The sequence below is a fragment of the Brevibacterium permense genome, assembly GCF_025506275.1.
Lineage (GTDB): Bacteria > Actinomycetota > Actinomycetes > Actinomycetales > Brevibacteriaceae > Brevibacterium > Brevibacterium permense_A.
The window spans coordinates 31,565-47,860 of record NZ_QYCP01000087.1; the positions used below are offsets into that span (position 1 = coordinate 31,565).

At 66.8% G+C, this 16,296-nt stretch carries 14 protein-coding genes; 12 read left to right on the forward strand and 2 right to left on the reverse strand.

Annotated elements, in window-relative coordinates:
- Positions 1-8: 8 nt before the first annotated feature.
- The 9 genes from D3I60_RS09670 to D3I60_RS09710 all read left to right on the forward strand — a co-directional run bounded on the left by D3I60_RS09670 (position 9) and on the right by D3I60_RS09710 (position 12,436).
- Positions 9-1,466: a xanthine dehydrogenase small subunit gene (locus D3I60_RS09670; protein WP_262775951.1), complete on the forward strand. Its 1,458-nt coding sequence runs from the start codon at positions 9-11 to the stop codon at positions 1,464-1,466.
- Positions 1,466-3,844 carry a xanthine dehydrogenase molybdopterin binding subunit gene (gene xdhB, locus D3I60_RS09675; protein WP_262775953.1) on the forward strand — a complete coding sequence of 793 codons (2,379 nt, stop codon included), beginning with the start codon at positions 1,466-1,468 and terminating at the stop codon, positions 3,842-3,844. Before D3I60_RS09670 ends, xdhB begins: the two co-directional genes overlap by 1 nt.
- On the forward strand, positions 3,841-4,626 hold the full coding sequence (xdhC, locus tag D3I60_RS09680) for a xanthine dehydrogenase accessory protein XdhC (RefSeq protein ID WP_346659562.1): 786 nt from the start codon (positions 3,841-3,843) through the stop codon (positions 4,624-4,626). The genes xdhB and xdhC overlap by 4 nt, the downstream gene beginning before the upstream one ends.
- A gap of 49 nt (positions 4,627-4,675) precedes the next feature.
- Complete coding sequence (gene guaD / locus D3I60_RS09685) at positions 4,676-5,959, forward strand: guanine deaminase (protein ID WP_262775955.1); 1,284 nt, start codon at positions 4,676-4,678, stop codon at positions 5,957-5,959.
- 170 nt (positions 5,960-6,129) lie between these two features.
- The gene (locus D3I60_RS09690; protein ID WP_262775956.1) at positions 6,130-6,954 is read left to right on the forward strand and encodes a hydroxypyruvate isomerase family protein; all 825 of its coding nucleotides are present in this window, start codon (positions 6,130-6,132) and stop codon (positions 6,952-6,954) included.
- 2 nt (positions 6,955-6,956) lie between these two features.
- Positions 6,957-7,877 (forward strand): 2-hydroxy-3-oxopropionate reductase, encoded by a 921-nt coding sequence (locus D3I60_RS09695; protein ID WP_346659564.1) that lies wholly within the window; start codon positions 6,957-6,959, stop codon positions 7,875-7,877.
- 160 nt (positions 7,878-8,037) lie between these two features.
- Entirely contained in the window at positions 8,038-9,831 is a 1,794-nt protein-coding gene (gene gcl, locus D3I60_RS09700) for a glyoxylate carboligase (RefSeq protein WP_262775959.1), read from the forward strand.
- Between the two features lie 112 nt (positions 9,832-9,943).
- Positions 9,944-11,299 carry an allantoinase AllB gene (gene allB / locus D3I60_RS09705; protein WP_262775961.1) on the forward strand — a complete coding sequence of 452 codons (1,356 nt, stop codon included), beginning with the start codon at positions 9,944-9,946 and terminating at the stop codon, positions 11,297-11,299.
- Between the two features lie 147 nt (positions 11,300-11,446).
- Complete coding sequence (locus D3I60_RS09710) at positions 11,447-12,436, forward strand: endonuclease domain-containing protein (protein ID WP_262775963.1); 990 nt, start codon at positions 11,447-11,449, stop codon at positions 12,434-12,436.
- Positions 12,437-12,507: 71 nt separating this feature from the next.
- Here the strand turns inward: D3I60_RS09710 and bcp are convergent, their stop codons facing one another.
- Entirely contained in the window at positions 12,508-12,987 is a 480-nt protein-coding gene (gene bcp / locus D3I60_RS09715) for a thioredoxin-dependent thiol peroxidase (RefSeq protein ID WP_262775965.1), read from the reverse strand.
- Positions 12,984-14,177 carry a glycerate kinase gene (locus tag D3I60_RS09720; protein WP_262775966.1) on the reverse strand — a complete coding sequence of 398 codons (1,194 nt, stop codon included), beginning with the start codon at positions 14,175-14,177 and terminating at the stop codon, positions 12,984-12,986. Before D3I60_RS09720 ends, bcp begins: the two co-directional genes overlap by 4 nt.
- A 178-nt stretch (positions 14,178-14,355) precedes the next feature.
- Here D3I60_RS09720 and uraD point away from each other — a divergent pair, with 178 nt between their 5' ends.
- From uraD to pucL, 3 genes are all read left to right on the forward strand, one after another.
- Entirely contained in the window at positions 14,356-14,868 is a 513-nt protein-coding gene (gene uraD, locus D3I60_RS09725; protein ID WP_346659563.1) for a 2-oxo-4-hydroxy-4-carboxy-5-ureidoimidazoline decarboxylase, read from the forward strand.
- Positions 14,865-15,188 (forward strand): hydroxyisourate hydrolase, encoded by a 324-nt coding sequence (gene uraH, locus D3I60_RS09730; RefSeq protein WP_262775968.1) that lies wholly within the window; start codon positions 14,865-14,867, stop codon positions 15,186-15,188. Before uraD ends, uraH begins: the two co-directional genes overlap by 4 nt.
- A gap of 155 nt (positions 15,189-15,343) precedes the next feature.
- Positions 15,344-16,228, forward strand: a complete 885-nt coding sequence (gene pucL / locus D3I60_RS09735; RefSeq protein ID WP_262775969.1) for a factor-independent urate hydroxylase — start codon at positions 15,344-15,346, stop codon at positions 16,226-16,228.
- Positions 16,229-16,296 lie beyond the last annotated feature (68 nt).

Sequence of the window (16,296 nt, forward strand, 5' to 3'; positions counted from 1 at the left end):
GAAGTGCGATGTCCGCAGCGACAACGGACCAGTCAACTGCCGAAGTGACAATCAACGGGACCGTCCGCAAGTTCGACGGCCCACCCCATACGAATGCGCTGGACTTCCTGCGCGGTCAGGGTCTGACCGGAGCGAAGGAAGGCTGCGCCGAAGGCGAATGCGGGGCCTGCGCGATCATGGTCGCCCGCCCCGATGAATCCGGCGGAACCCGCTGGACCTCAGTGAACTCCTGCCTGCTGCCGGCAGCAGCCCTCGACGGGGGAGAGGTCGTGACCTCCGAAGGTCTGGCCGATGGAGACTCCGTCCACCCCGTCCAGGAAGAGATGGCCGTGCGCGGCGGATCCCAGTGCGGATACTGCACCCCCGGCTTCATCTCCTCGATGGCCGCCGAATACTACCGGCCCGACCGCTGCGAGGACGGCTTCGACCTCCACTCCCTGTCGGGCAACCTGTGCCGCTGCACCGGCTACCGCCCCATCCGCGATGCCGCGAATGCGCTGGGACAGCCCGCCGCCGACGATGCGCTGGCCGCTCGCCGTGATCGCCCCGCCCCGTCGGCTCGAGCCACCGACTACCAGCGAGCCGACACCGCCACCGGGAAGATCGGACGCTACCGTCGTCCCGCCACTCTCGCCGAGGCGACCTCCATCCTCAGCCAGGATCCCGAGGCCACCGTCGTGGCCGGGGCCACCGACTGGGGCGTCGAGGTCAACATCAAGGGAGCACGGGCCAAGAACATCCTCGCCGTCGACCGGCTCGAGGAGATGCGCGGCATCCGCCGCACCGAATCGTTCGTCGAGCTCGGCGCCTCCCACACCCTGTCCGAACTCGAACGTGAGCTCGCCGGAGACATTCCGCTGCTGGGCAAGCTGTTCCCGCAGTTCGCCTCTCGCCTCATCCGCAACGGGGCGACCATCGGCGGCAACCTCGGCACCGGTTCGCCCATCGGCGACACCCCACCGGCGCTGCTGGCCCTCGAAGCCGAACTCGTGCTCACCTCCGTGCGCGGGGCGCGAACCGTGGCACTGGCCGACTACTTCACCGGATATCGCCAGACGGTCAGAGAAGCCGATGAACTCATCACCGCCATCCGCGTCCCGCTGCCGCTGTCCCCGCTGACGTCGTTCCAGAAGATCGCCAAACGCCGCTTCGACGACATCTCCTCGGTGGCGATCGGCTACGCCGTCGACATCCAGGACGGATTGATCGCCAAAGCTCGGATCGGTCTCGGCGGAGTCGCGGCCACCCCGCTGCGCGCCACCGCCACCGAAGCCCTCCTCGAAGGCCGGCCATGGACATTGGAGACCGTGCACCGGGCGGCCGAGACCCTCGCCGCCGAAGGCACCCCGATGGACGACCATCGGGCGAGTGCGAAATACCGGACCGCGATGCTGCGGTCCTCCCTCGAACGCTTCTACGCCGAGCAGCTCGGCCAGCCGGCCGTGACCAGCAAGGAGGTCAAGTGATGAGCCAGCTCTCCCAGCGCCCCGCCGACCCGGTCGTCGGCGAACGCCACCACCACGAAAGCGCCTTCGGCCACGTCACCGGAACCGCGCTCTACACCGATGACCTCGTCGGACGTCTCACCGGGGTCCTCCACGCCTTCCCCGTGCAGTCGACGACCGCTCACGGCCGCCTCGGCGCCATCGATACCACACCCGCGTACGCGGTGCCCGGAGTCGTCAAGGTCATCACCGCCGCCGATATCCCCGGCGTCAACGATCAGGGCGTCAAGCACGATGAGCCGATGCTGCCGGTCGACGAGATCATGTTCTTCGGCCAGCCTCTGGCCTGGGTCCTCGCCGAGGATCTCGAAGCCGCGAAGGAAGGCGCTGCGGCCGTCACCGCCGAGGTCGAGGAACTGCCGTCATTGGTGACCGTGCGCGATGCCATCGCCGCCGACAGCTACCACGGCAAGCCCCTGTCGATCGACAAGGGCGAAGTCGACTCTGCGTTCGCCGATGCAGCTCATGTCTTCGAAGGCGAATTCGAGTTCGCAGGCCAGGAGCACTTCTACCTCGAGACGCAGGCCTGCCTGGCCCACGTGGACGAGAACGAACAGGTCTTCATCCAGTCCTCGACCCAGCATCCCACCGAAACCCAGGACATCGTCTCCCATGTCCTCGGAGTCCCCGCCCACGAGGTGACCGTGCAGTGCCTGCGCATGGGCGGCGGCTTCGGCGGCAAGGAGATGCAGCCCCACGGCTACGCAGCCCTGGCCGCGCTCGGTGCGAAGCTCACCGGCAGGCCGGTGCGGCTGCGCCTCGACCGCACCCGCGATATCACCATGACCGGCAAGCGGCACGGCTTCCACTCGTCGTGGAAGATCGGATTCACCGAGGAGGGGAAGATCCTCGCCCTCGATGCGACGCTGACCGCCGACGGCGGGTGGAGCCTCGACCTCTCCGAACCGGTGCTCACCCGCGCTATGTGCCATATCGACAACGCCTACTGGGTGCCCAACATTCGGGTCACCGGCCGCATCGCCAAATGCAACAAGACCTCGCAGACGGCGTTCCGCGGATTCGGCGGCCCACAGGGCATGCTCGTCATGGAAGACATCATCGGCCGTGTCGCCCCGCAGCTGGGGCTCAGCGCCCGCGAGCTGCGCCGCCGGAACTTCTACTCCGACGGTCAGGACACTCCCTACTATCAGCCGGTGCGTCATCCCGAGCGGATCGAGGCGTGCTGGGACCAGCTCATCTCCCAATCCGATCTGGAAGCCCGCGAGACTGAGATCGAGGCATTCAACCTGAGCCACGAGCACATCAAACGCGGTCTGGCGATCACCCCGGTGAAGTTCGGCATCTCGTTCAACCTCACCGCCTTCAACCAGGGCGGGGCGCTCGTGCTCGTGTACAAGGACGGATCCGTCCTCGTCACCCACGGCGGCACCGAAATGGGGCAGGGGCTGCATCAGAAGATGCTGCAGGTCGCGGCCACCACCCTCGGCGTGCCCCTGTCGACGGTGCGTCTGGCGCCGACGCGCACGGACAAGGTGCCCAACACCTCGGCGACGGCGGCGAGCTCCGGTTCCGACCTCAACGGCGGAGCGGTGAAGAACGCCTGCGACCAGATCCTCGACCGGCTGCGGCAGGTGGCCGCGGGCATCCTCGGGGCACCCGCCCACGAGGTGGAGATCTCGCGGGGAATCGTCTCCGCCCTGTCCTCATCGAAGACGGTGACCTGGGAAGAGCTCATCAACACCGCGTACTTCCAGCGCATCCAGCTCTCGGCCTCAGGTTTCTACCGCACCGAGGGACTGCACTGGAACCTCTCGCAGATGCGCGGCGAACCGTTCAAGTACTTCGCCTACGGGGCCGCGGTGTCCGAAGTCGAAGTCAACCGCTTCGACGGCTCCTACACCCTGCGCCGCGTCGACATCGTCCACGACGTGGGAGACTCCCTGTCACCGCTGCTCGACCTCGGACAGATCGAGGGCGGCTTCATCCAGGGCGCCGGATGGCTGACGCTGGAGGACCTGCGCTGGGATGAATCGGACAAGCCGAGCCGCGGCCGACTGGCCACTCAGGCAGCGAGCACATACAAGATTCCGAGCTTCTCCGAAGTCCCCGAGATCTTCAACGTCGCCTTCCTCGACAAAGCACATGAAGAGGGAGCCGTGTACGGGTCGAAAGCCGTGGGCGAACCCCCTCTCATGCTCGCCTTCTCCGTCCGCGAAGCCCTGCGCGAGGCCGTCGGTGCCTTCGCACGACCCGGCCACAGTGTCGACCTCGCGTCCCCAGCCACACCGGAAGCGGTGTTCTGGGCGATCGAAGAAGCCCGCGGGCAGGGCTCGGCGGCGGCCGCCTCGGCGAGGGAAGGACAACGAGTTCCGTCATGACCTGGATGGACACCGCAGCCGAGCTTCGCGCAGCTCGGGTGCCGGCTGTCCTCGTCACTCTCGCTGCGGTGCGCGGGCATGCCCCGCGCGAGGCGGGAGCGAAGATGATCGCCACCGCTGATGACCTGTTCGGGACCATCGGCGGGGGCAATCTCGAGATGACGGCCCTCACCCGTGCCCGGGAACTGCTCTCCGAGGGGCAGACGGCTCCGGAGATGCTCACCCTGCGGCTCAACGACAAGGCTCCGGCCAAATACGGTCGCCAATGCTGCGGCGGAGAGGTCACCATGCTCTTCGAACCCCTGCCCGTGCCCGCATCGGTGGCGATCTTCGGGATCGGCAACATCGGACTCGAGCTCACCCGGATCCTCGCCCGCCACGATCTCGACCTGACCGTGTCCGATTCACGGCCGGAACAGCTCGAGGCTCTCGACGAGTTGGAGGAGCCGGTGGCGCGGATCCGCCGCGAATTCGCTGTCGTCGGGGAAGAGGTGATCACGGAGCTGCCGGCCGGAGCGCACGTGGTCATCATGACCCATGACCATGCCGAGGACCTGCACCTGTGCTCCGCGGCGCTGACCCGCGGCGACCTCGGATCGGTCGGGCTCATCGGCTCGAACGCGAAGTGGCAGCGCTTCCGCAAGAACCTCGCCTCCGAAGGCTTCGCGCCCGAGGTCATCGACACCATCCGGTGCCCCATCGGACTGCCCGACCTGCCCGGCAAAGCACCCGCGACGATCGCCGTGAGCGTCGCCGCGGACCTGCTCGGCCGCATGGCCTGACTCTTCACCACCACTGACTTTCACCACCACTGACTCAAGGAGGACCACTGTGGTCATCTACCGTGCCCGCGTCTTCGATACGCCGGACAACCCATTCACCGGCGGCCGGCTGCGCTCGGCGGCCGATATCGCCCTCGTCGTCGACGACGGACTCATCACCTCCCGTACCGACTTCGACTCCGCCCGGGCAGCGCACCCCGATGCCGAGGTCGTCGACCTCCGCGACGGTGTGCTCATCCCCGGACTCATCGACACCCACGTCCACCTGCCGCAGGTCAGGGCCATCGGCCATCTCGGGCGGCCGCTGCTCGACTGGCTCGACCAATGCGCCCTGCCCGAAGAGGCGAAGCTCGGGGATCCCGCCTACGCGAAGGCGGTGGCCGGCGAATTCCTCACGGGACTGATCTCGGCGGGGACCACCTCGGCGATGGTCTTCGGTTCGCACTTCGCGGACGCCATGGACGCCTTCTTCGCCGCCGCTTCAGCATCGGGGCTGCGGATCACCTCCGGGCTGGTCACGAGCGACCGGAACCTGCCCGATGCGCTGCTCACCGACGTGGAGCGCTCGACCGAGGAGGGCCAAGCGCTCATCGACCGGTGGCACGGCAAGGGACGACTGCGCTACGCGGTGACCCCGCGATTCTCGTTCTCCGCGGGAGCGGAGCTGCTGACTGCCGGCGGCCGCCTCGTGGAGGAGAACCCGGGCATCTGGGTGACCTCGCACCTGAACGAGAACGTCGATGAGATCTCCGGGGTCGCGCAGATCCACCCGGAGGCTCGTGATTATCTCGATACGTACGACCGGGCGGGACTCGTCGGTCGGCGCACCGTGCTCGCCCACAACGTCCACCCGCAGGATCGGGAACTGGCACGGATGGCCGAAGCCGGGGCCGTGGTCGCGCACTGCCCGACCTCGAACTCGGCTCTGGCCAGCGGCTTCTTCCCGCTGCGTCGTCATATCGAGGCCGGCGTACGAGTGGCTCTGGGCACCGATGTCGGGGCGGGCACGGGCTTCAACCTGCTCAAGGAGGGTGTGCAGTCGTACTTCATGCAGCAGCTCGACCCGGCCGGGGGAGTGGCGTTGAACTCCGCGCATCTGCTGCACCTGGCGACGTCTGCAGGCGCCGAAGCGCTCGAGCTCGATGAGGTCGGCGTGCTCAGCGAGGGCAAGCGCTTCGACGCCGTGCTCATCCGCCCGGCAGAGGGCCAGCCATTGGACGTCGGCATCCGCCACGCCGCCGACGACGGCGACGCCTTGGCAAAGATCTTCGCCATGGGCACCCCGGGCGACATCGCCGGCGTCTGGGTCGACGGCGTCTCCCTCCACCCCTAATTGCTACCTGACGGCGGCTCAGCAACCTCGCGCGAGGTTGCTGAGCCGCCGTCAGGTAGTTCTGAGGGAAAGGTCTTGACGGGAGCTCCACGGGCGACTTATGCTGATTTCACGGAATGGAAATACAATTCCACAATACGGAAAACAGCGGAAACTCATAGGAGAGCTCCATGTCCCAGAACTTCACCTCACCTGGCAGCTACGTCCTCAACTGCTCCACCCTGCTCACCGAACTGCCCGTTCTCGAGCGCGCCCAGGCCGCGAAGGACGCCGGTTTCGACGACGTCGAATTCTGGTGGCCCTTCGACGGGAACCCGAGCCCCACCTCGGCGGAGGTCGATGACTTCATCGCCTCCCTCGAATCCGCAGGCGTCGCCCTCAAAGGCCTGAACTTCTGGGCCGGGAACATGGCAGCCGGCGATCGCGGCATGGTCTCGATCATCGGCGCCGAAGAGGACTTCGCGAAGAACGTCGACATCGTCGTCGACATCGGGCGTCGCACCGGCTGCCGCGCCTTCAACGCCCTCTACGGTCTGCGGGCCGACGGCCAGGACCCGGCCGCTCAGGACGCCACCGCCGCCGCCAACCTCGCGCTGGCCGCCGGCAAGGTCGCCGAAATCGGCGGAACCGTCCTCGTCGAACCCGTCTCCGGAGCCGAGGCCTACCCGCTCAAGCGCTACGCCGAGGCCGCCGAGGTGGTCGCCCAGGTCCGCGCCGACGGACCCGAGAACATCGCCGTGCTAGCCGACTTCTACCACATGCACGTCAACGGCGACGACGTCGCCGCCGTCATCGAGGCCGAAGCCGCGAACTTCGGCCACATCCAGATCGCCGACGCCGACGGCCGCGGGGCACCGGGAACCGGGTCGCTGCCGCTGCGCCAGTGGATCGACCGCGCCTACGACCTCGGCTACACCGGAGCCGTGGCACTCGAATACAAACAGGACCGCGCCACCGCCTTCGACTGGCTCGACCGCGCCGCCCAGACCGCCTGAACATCACCAACGACGACTCGAAGGAAACCCCCACCATGTCCAAGACCATCGCTTTCATCGGGCTCGGGATCATGGGCCTGCCCATGGCCAAGAACCTCGTAAACGCCGGATTCGACGTCCGCGGCTTCAACCGCACCTCGGCCAAGGCCGACGCCCTCGCCGAGGCGGGAGGCAGTGCCGCCGCCACCATCGCCGAGGCGGTGGACGGGGCCGACGTCATCATCACCATGGTTCCCGACTCACCCGACGTCGAAGCCGTGCTCACCGGCGACGACGGAATCCTCGCCCACGCTTCCGCCGGGGCCACCTGGATCGACTTCTCCACCATCCGCCCCGACGTCGCGAAGGACCTGGCCGAACAGGCCAAGGCCGCCGGCCTCAAACCGCTCGATGCCCCTGTCTCCGGAGGAGAGCCCGGAGCCATCGACGGTGTCCTCTCCGTCATGGTCGGCGGCGACCAGGCCGACTTCGACGCGGTGTCCGATGTCTTCGAAGCCGTCGGCAAGACCATCGTCCTCGTCGGCCCCTCGGGGGCCGGCCAGACGGTCAAGGCCGCGAACCAGCTCATGGTCGCCGGCAATATCGGACTTCTCGCCGAGGCCGTCGTCTTCCTCGAGGCCTATGGAGTCGAAACAGGTGCGGCGCTGCAGGTCCTCGGCGGCGGGCTGGCCGGATCCAAGGTGCTCGACCAGAAGGGGCAGAAGATGCTCGACCGCTCCTTCGATCCCGGATTCCGGCTCGAACTCCACCACAAGGACATGGGCATCGTCACCGCCGCCGCCCGTGAGGCAGGAGTCGCGATCCCGCTCGGCGCAACGGTCGCCCAGCTCGTCGCCGCAACCGTGCAGCAGGGCAACGGAGGACTCGACCACTCGGGTCTCTTCACCGTCATCGAAGCCCTCTCCGGCAAGAACGAGAACTGAACGACCGCCTCGGCGCCGGTGATCGATTCGTCGATCATCCCCCGTCCGGGGCCACACCAGCCGGGCGGGGTCGTCGGCCCAACGACACCGACGGTCCCGCCCAACCATGAACCGAGCCGGCGACAGCGTCGTCGCCGGCTCACGAACAAAGGACGAACAAATGACACGCATGCGCGCAGTGGACGCCGTTGTGCTCATCCTCGAGAAGGAAGGCGCCACCGAGACCTTCGGGCTGCCGGGGGCGGCGATCAACCCGCTCTACTCAGCGATGAAGGCCCACGGCGGAATCCGCCACACCCTCGCCCGGCACGTCGAGGGAGCCTCCCACATGGCCGACGGATACACCCGTTCGGCACCGGGCAACATCGGAGTCTGCCTGGGCACCTCGGGTCCGGCGGGCACCGACATGATCACCGGACTCTACGCCGCGGCTGCAGACTCCCAGCCGATCCTGTGCATCACCGGCCAGGCACCCGTCGCCGTGCTCGACAAGGAGGACTTCCAGGCCGTCGACATCGCCTCGATCGCGAAGCCCGTGACGAAGATGGCCAAGACGGTGCTCGAAGCCGGACAGGTGCCCGGCGTCTTCCAGACCGCCTTCCAGCTCATGCGCTCGGCCCGTCCCGGACCCGTGCTCATCGACCTGCCCATCGACGTGCAGCAGACCGAGATCGAATTCGACATCGATGCCTACGAACCGCTGGCCCCCGCCAAGCCCGCGGCCACCTCGGCGCAGGCGGAGAAGATCCTCGACCTCATCGCCGAGGCGGAGCACCCGATCATCATCGCCGGCGGCGGAATCATCAATGCCGACGCCGCCGACCGGCTCGTCGAATTCGCCGAACTCACCTCCATTCCGGTGTCACCGACCCTCATGGGCTGGGGCGTGATCCCCGATGACCACCCGCTGGCCGCAGGCATGGTCGGAATCCAGACGCATGTGCGCTACGGAAACGCCTCCTTCCTCGAATCCGATCTCGTCATCGGCATCGGCAACCGCTGGGCCAACCGCCACACCGGGAACCTTGAGGTGTATCGCAAGGGGCGGAAGTTTGTTCACATCGACATCGCGCCCACCCAGATCGGACGCGTCTTCGCCCCCGACTACGGGGTCGCTTCCGACGCCGGAGCCGCCCTCGACGCACTGTTGGCAGCCGCACGCTCTCGGTCGGGCGGAGTGCCGGACTTCACCGGTTGGGCCCGCGAATGCACGGCACGGAAGTCGACCGAGCACCGGAAGACGAACTTCACCGATGTGCCGATCAAACCCCAGCGCGTCTACCAGGAGATGAACCAAGCCTTCGGCCGCGACGTCACCTACGTCTCGACGATCGGGCTCAGCCAGATCGCCGGCGCCCAGATGCTGCACGTCTACCGACCTCGGCACTGGATCAATGCGGGACAGGCCGGACCCCTCGGCTGGACCGGTCCGGCCGCGCTCGGTGTGGCCAAGGGCAAGCCCGGCGAGACCGTCGTGGCGCTGTCAGGCGACTACGACTTCCAGTTCATGATCGAAGAGCTCGCCGTCGGTGCGCAGCACCAGATCCCCTATGTCCACGTCGTCGTCAACAACTCCTACCTCGGTCTCATCCGCCAGTCCCAGCGCGGATTCGAGATGGACTACGAGGTGTCGCTGGCATTCGAGAACATCAACACCGCCGGTTCCGCATCGTCCGGTTACGGAGTCGACCATGTGGCCGTCGCCCAGGGGCTCGGGTGCAAGGCGCTGCGGGTCGAGGACCCCGAACTCATCGGCGAAGGCCTGCGCGTGGCCAAGGAGCTCATGGACGAGCACCAGGTGCCCGTGGTCGTCGAGGTCATCCTCGAACGCGTCACGAACATCTCGATGGGAACCGCCCTCGACCAGATCAACGAGTTCGAGACGCTCGCCCAGACCCCGGCCGACGCTCCGACAGCGCTGAGCCCGATGGGCGAACTGGCCGCAGCGAAATAGGCAGGGTCCAACCCGCCGGAGGGCTGGGCTGAACCGCCCGAGCCGAGTAGGCTAGAACGGTATACCGAAACTGAATCCACCGGCCCTCAGGGGCGGGCGACCGAGGAGGAACATGAGCAACGACGCCGACTTCGACCTGATCATCCATGCCGCGAAGGCTCTGCTGCCCGAGGGCATCGAACCGGTGACGATCGGAGTCAGGGACGGGAAGATCGCCGAGATCGCCCGCGGTGGACAGGATCTGGGCACGGCCTCCTCGGCGGAGGTGAAAGTCATCGAGATCGGGGACGATCAGGTGCTGCTGCCCGGTCTCGTCGACTCCCACGTCCACGTCAACGATCCCGGTCGCGCCGAATGGGAGGGCTTCGCCAGCGCCACCCGCGCGGCCGCGGCCGGGGGAGTGACGACGATCGTCGACATGCCGCTGAACTCGCTGCCACCGACGGTCGACGTCGCGGCCCTGGAGACGAAACGGGCGGTCGCCGAGCCCAAGGCCTTTGTCGACGTCGGTTTCTGGGGCGGGGCGATCCCCGGCAACACTGCGGATCTGCGGCCCCTGCATGAGGCCGGCGTCTACGGGTTCAAATGCTTCCTCGAGGACTCCGGCGTCGAGGAATTCCCGCCTCTGGAACCGGCGGAGATGACGGCGGACATGGCCGAGATCGCCTCCTTCGACGGAATGCTCATCGTCCACGCCGAGGATCACGAGGTGATGACCTCGGCGCCGAAGAACTCGGGTCCGAAGTTCGCCGACTTCCTCGCCACGCGCCCCCGCGAGGCCGAGAACGTCGCGATCGCCCGCGTCATCGACGCAGCCCGGGAGACCGGGGCAAGGGCGCACATCCTGCACCTGTCCTCGGCGGATGCGCTCGACCAGATCGCCGCGGCCAAGGCCGAGGGCATCAAGCTGACAGTCGAGACCTGCCCGCACTATCTCGTCTTCACCGCCGAGGAGATCCCGGATGGGGCGACGACGCACAAGTGCTGCCCGCCGATCCGCGAGGAATCGAACCGGGAGGCGCTGTGGCAGGGACTCGTCGACGGCACGATCGACTGCATCGTCTCTGACCATTCGCCGTCGACGGCCGAGCTCAAGCTGCTCGACACGGGCGATTTCGGTGCGGCGTGGGGTGGGATCTCGTCGCTGCAGCTGGGACTCTCGCTCGTGTGGACCGAAGCCGTGAAACGCGGAATCGAGCTCGCCGAGGTGGTTCGATGGATGTCCGCGGCACCTGCGGCCGTGGCACGGGTCGAAGGCAAGGGAACGATCGCCGAGGGCAATGACGCGGACTTCGCCGTCTTCGCCCCCGACGAGGAGTGGACGGTGCGGGCGACGGAGCTCTGGCATCGAAACCAGATCAGCGCTTACGACACTCGCACCGTCCGCGGTCGGGTCACGCAGACGGTGCTGCGTGGGGCCCCGGTCGACTTCGAGACCCCGGGAGGCCGCCTCCTCAAAGCCCGCTGACCAATTACTACCTGACGGCGGCTCAGCAACCTCGCGCGAGGTTGCTGAGCCGCCGTCGGGTAGATCTGGGGAGAAGTTATCCACAGATTGCGCTCGCCTATTGTCTTTTGATGCAATACGATGCATTTTGGTGTCATGTATCTGTGTATGACGACTGAGAAGCTCTACCGCTTGGGGTTCACCAAGGACGAAGTCAGGCGAGGAGAGCGATGCTGCCTCACGCGCATCGCCCGCGGACGCTATGTGGCGACCGGATCGTGCGACGACGCACGACACGAAACCATCTGGGCGGCCCTGATCGAAGCGGACTTCGAAGAATTCGGCCACCAAGGCGATATGCGCGACGAGATCGAACCCCTGAGGGTCCTCATCCGCACGCGTGCCGAGAAGATCCACACTGCATCCGGCAGGTGGCGGGTGACGAAGGGGCGTGAAGTCTTCTCTCATCTGTCGGCGGCGCTCGTCCACGGCCTTCCGATCGCCTATCCGGCCGAGACACGGGTGGAGGTGTTCCGGCCGAACGTCAGTCGCAAGTATCGGCACCTCTATGTGCGCAATCGCGAGGTGCCGTCGGCGCACCGGAAGATGGTCGGCATCTATGCGGTGACGACGCTGGAACGCACACTCATCGACATCGCCCGTGACTACCCACCGGACGTGTCTGTGCCGATGTTCGACGAGGTGATCCGTCGGGGTCGCACCACACGTTTCCGCATCGAAGCGGTGCTGGCCGAATGCCCCGAATCCCGCGGGGACACAGCGGTGCTGCGTGCCCTCGACCTCACCGACGGCCGGCGTGAGGCCTCTTCGGAGTCGATCGCGGCGGTACGCTTCTTCGAACACGGGATCGCCGGCTTCGAACCGCAGATGGAGTTCTTCGGCCACCTCGGCGAGGTCATCGCCCGTGTCGACTTCTGCAATCACGATGCTCGACTCATCGTAGAGATCGACGGGCTGGAGAAGTACACGATGGAGGGCCGTTCGACTCGTGAGAGTCTCGCTGCAGAGAAGGCTCGCGAAGCCGCACTCGAAGCCAGGGGGTACAAGATCATCCGTCTGACCTTCGGTGATCTGTTCCGCACGGCGCCGTTCGAACGCATCCTCGGCATCCTCGCCGCGCGTCTGCGCACCGGATAATCCCGCCCCGAACTACCCGACGGCGGCCCAGCTACCTCGCGCGAGGTAGCTGGGCCGCCGTCGGGTAGCAATTAGGGGAGGAGCTGGGAGCGGAGGCGGGCCACGTGGCCGCGGGCGTCGACGTTGTACTCGGCGTGAGTGAGCGTGCCGTCGGCGCCGATGACGAAGGTCGAGCGCTGGGTTCCCTGGAACGTGTGCTCGCCGACCGTCTTCTGTCCATAGCTGCCGTAGGACTTAGCCACCGCGGCGCCCGGGTCGGAGAGCAGCGAGAAGGTCAGCCCCTCCTCGGCGGCGAACTCCTTGAGCGATTCGGTGTCATCGGGGGAGACCCCGAGGACCTCGAAGCCGGCGGCCGCCAGCGCCGAGAGGTTGTCCCGGAAGTCGCAGGCCTCCGTTGTGCACCCCGGAGACGCGGCCTTCGGGTAGAAGTAGAGGATGACGCTGCGGCCGGCATAGTCGGCCTTCGACACCGTCCGCCCCTCGGCGTCGGTGAGCGTGAAGTCGGGCGCGATGTCTCCGACGGTGAGCTGAGCCTGAGTGCTCGTGGTCATGGTGTGTCCTTTCGTCGTTGAAATGGTGCGTCCGGCGGCGAGCTGAGTGCGCACGCCTGCGCGGCCGTGTCCTCGATGAGCGCTTCGGCACGCTCGGACAGGGTGGTGAGGTCCGCCGGTCCCGGTGCGATCGACAGCGCCGCCGTGATCCCGGCGTCCCGACATTCCGCGGCGGTCAGGCCGACCCGACCGGCGATGACGATCACCCTCGCCGAGGCGGGGGCATGGTCCCGCACGGCCGCGACGACTTTCCCGCCCAAGGATTGGGAATCGAAGGACCCCTCTCCGGTGAGTACGAAATCAGCGTCGGCCAGGGCCTCGGACAGTCCCACGGCCTCGGCGACCATCGTCGATCCGGGAACCACCTCGGCGCCGAGCAGCGTTGTCAGCGCCAGCGGAATCCCGCCTGCGGCCCCGAATCCCGGAGTCGCCGCCAGGTCTTCGGCCTCGGCTGAGGTGCCGGTGAGCACCTCCGCCAGGTGACCGAGTCCGGAGTCGAGCACGGCCACCGAGTCCGCGTCCGCCCCCTTCTGCGGACCGAAGACCGCAGCGGCCCCGCGGGGCCCGGTGAGAGGATTGTCGACGTCGACGGCGATGCGCCACCGCACGGCCGTCGCCCGCCGGTCCAGCCCCGAGGTGTCGACCGCAGCGATCGCGGCCAGGCTGCCTCCGCCCGGTGCGACCGGCTGACCTGCAGGGTCGGTGAAGCGGGCGCCGAGGGCGGCCAGTATTCCGGTCCCGCCGTCCGTGCTCGCCGAGCCGCCGATGCACAGCAGGATCTCCTCGACGCCGAGGTCGAGTGCCGCGGCCGCGACGAGCCCGACGCCGAAGGTGTCGGCGCGTTCGGGCTGCAGCTCCACGTCCGAGACCTGCGGCAGGCCGTTGGCTTGGGCCGCTTCGATGACCGCGGTCTTTCCGTCGGGGGAGAGGCCGAAGTCCGCCGAGGTGGTCCTGCCCAGGGCATCGACCGTGTCGACGGTGCGCGGCCGGGTTCCCCAGACGGCGAGCAGGGCGTCGAGCGTGCCCTCCCCGCCGTCGGCGAAGGGCAGTTCGGTGACTCGTGCGCCGGGGAAGACTGCCCGAGCTCCGCGGGCCATGGCGGCTGCGGCGGCAGGAGCGGAGGCCGAGCCCTTGAATGAGTCAGGGGCGCAGATGATTGACGGGGTCTGATCTGTTGTTGTCAGGCTCATGCGCTCATTCAACCTCATCGTCGGTGGCCGGGTGTGCGGCGGTTGCCACACGAACAGTATCCATCATACGGAAGAAAGTTTCCACAAAAACGTGTGAGCAATTTGACATTGCCGATGACGCCCAGCAGACTCGGAGCAGTTGTTCGGAAATGGTATTCCGAACGGTGAAAATCATTCAGTGCCTGCCAAGGAGGTCACCGTGGACCTGGCCGAGTTCAACCGGCTCCCAGCCGATGATGCCCGCGGAATTCTGCGTCCCTGCCTCGACGTCGACCGGTGGATCGACGCGATCGTCGACGCCCGCCCCCTGACCGACCTCGACTCCGCCAAGGCGGCGTCCCGCGCCGCCGCACCGCTGACCACCGCCGAGATCGACGCAGCGATGTCCCATCACCCGCGCATCGGAGAGAAGGCGAAGGGCGACAGCGCCGAGGCGGCCCACTCGAGCCGTGAACAGGCCGGACTCGGCACCCTGGAAGCAGATGTGCAGACCCGGCTGGCTGAGGGCAACGCCGCCTACGAAGACCGCTTCGACCGCGTCTTCCTCATCCGCGCCGCCGGGCGCACGTCTGAGGAGATCCTCTCAGAACTGCAGCGCCGAATGGAGAACACAGCCGAGGATGAGACCGCCGAGGTCGGTCAGCAGCTCATCCAGATCGCCGAACTGAGACTCGAAGGGATCCTCTCATGAGCTTCATCACCGCCCATGCACTCGACTCCATGGTCGGCACCCCCGCCGCCGACCTCGAGGTCACTCTCTACTCCGGTGCCGAAGTCATCGTCTCGGCTCGCACCGACGACAACGGGCGAGTCTCCGACTTCGGCCCCGACCGCCTCGAGCCGGGGGACTACCGGATCGTCTTCGGCACCGGCGACTACTTCGCTGCCCGCGAGATCGATCACTTCCACCCCGTGGTCACCATCGACTTCACCGTCCAGGCCGGCCAGGAGCACTATCACATTCCGCTGCTGCTCAGCCCCTTCGCCTACAGCACCTACCGCGGCAGCTGAGCCGCGCCCACAACCGCTATCAGGGGAAGCAGGCCCCCTGCAGGATCTCCATCCTCAACAAACCGCCGAAGCCGACCGGTCCCTGCCGGCAGGCCTCGCCAATCGAATGGTCACGGTGTGAGCAGGTGCGCACGCCGACGAACTGGAGGAAGAAAATGAGCAAGGTCCGACTGACATCGAACCAGTACGGCAAGGCGGAGAACCGACTCATGCGGGTCTACCGCGATTCCGACCGTCACGAGATCCGCGATCTCAATGTCACCTCACAGCTGTGGGGCGACTTCGAGACCGCTCACACCGAGGGCAACAACGAGCACGTCGTCGCCACCGACACCCAGAAGAACACGGTCTTCGCGAAGGCCAAGGAGCTGGGCGTGAGCTCGCCCGAACAGTTCCTCATGGGCCTGGCCGACCATTTCACCTCGAGTTTCGACTGGGTCACCGGCGGACGCTGGGAAGCCGAAGAATACGGCTGGGACCGGATCAACGATCATAAGCACTCGTTCTTCAAGTCCGCTCCCGAGGTCCGCACCGTCGTCTTCACCCGAGACGGCGACAAGGACACGCTGATCTCCGGCTTCAACGGACTCACCGTGCTCAAAACCACGGAGTCGGGCTTCGTCGGCTACCCGAAGGACAAGTACACGACCCTGCCGGAGACCCAGGACCGGATCCTCGCGACCGATATCGCCACCCGGTGGATCTACAACACCACCGACCTCGACTTCGAAGCCGTGTACACCAAGGTCAAGGAGATCATCCTCGACTCCTTCACCGATCACTTCTCCCACGCCCTGCAGCACACGCTGTACCAGATGGGCGAGAAGGTCATCGAGGCCGTGCCGGAGATCGACGAGATCCGCTTCTCCTGCCCGAACAAGCACCACTTCCTCTATGACATCGAACGTTTCGGGCTCGAGAACCCGAACGAGGTCTTCATCGTCGCCGACCGCCCCTACGGCCTCATCGAAGCCACCTTCACCCGTGAAGGCGTCGACGAGAACAAGGACGCATGGGCGCAGGTCGCCGGCTTCTGCTGAGATCTGAACATCGCCTGCTGAGACAGGACTTTCCATCTCCGGGCTCCCGGGGTACTGTTCCGGGAGCC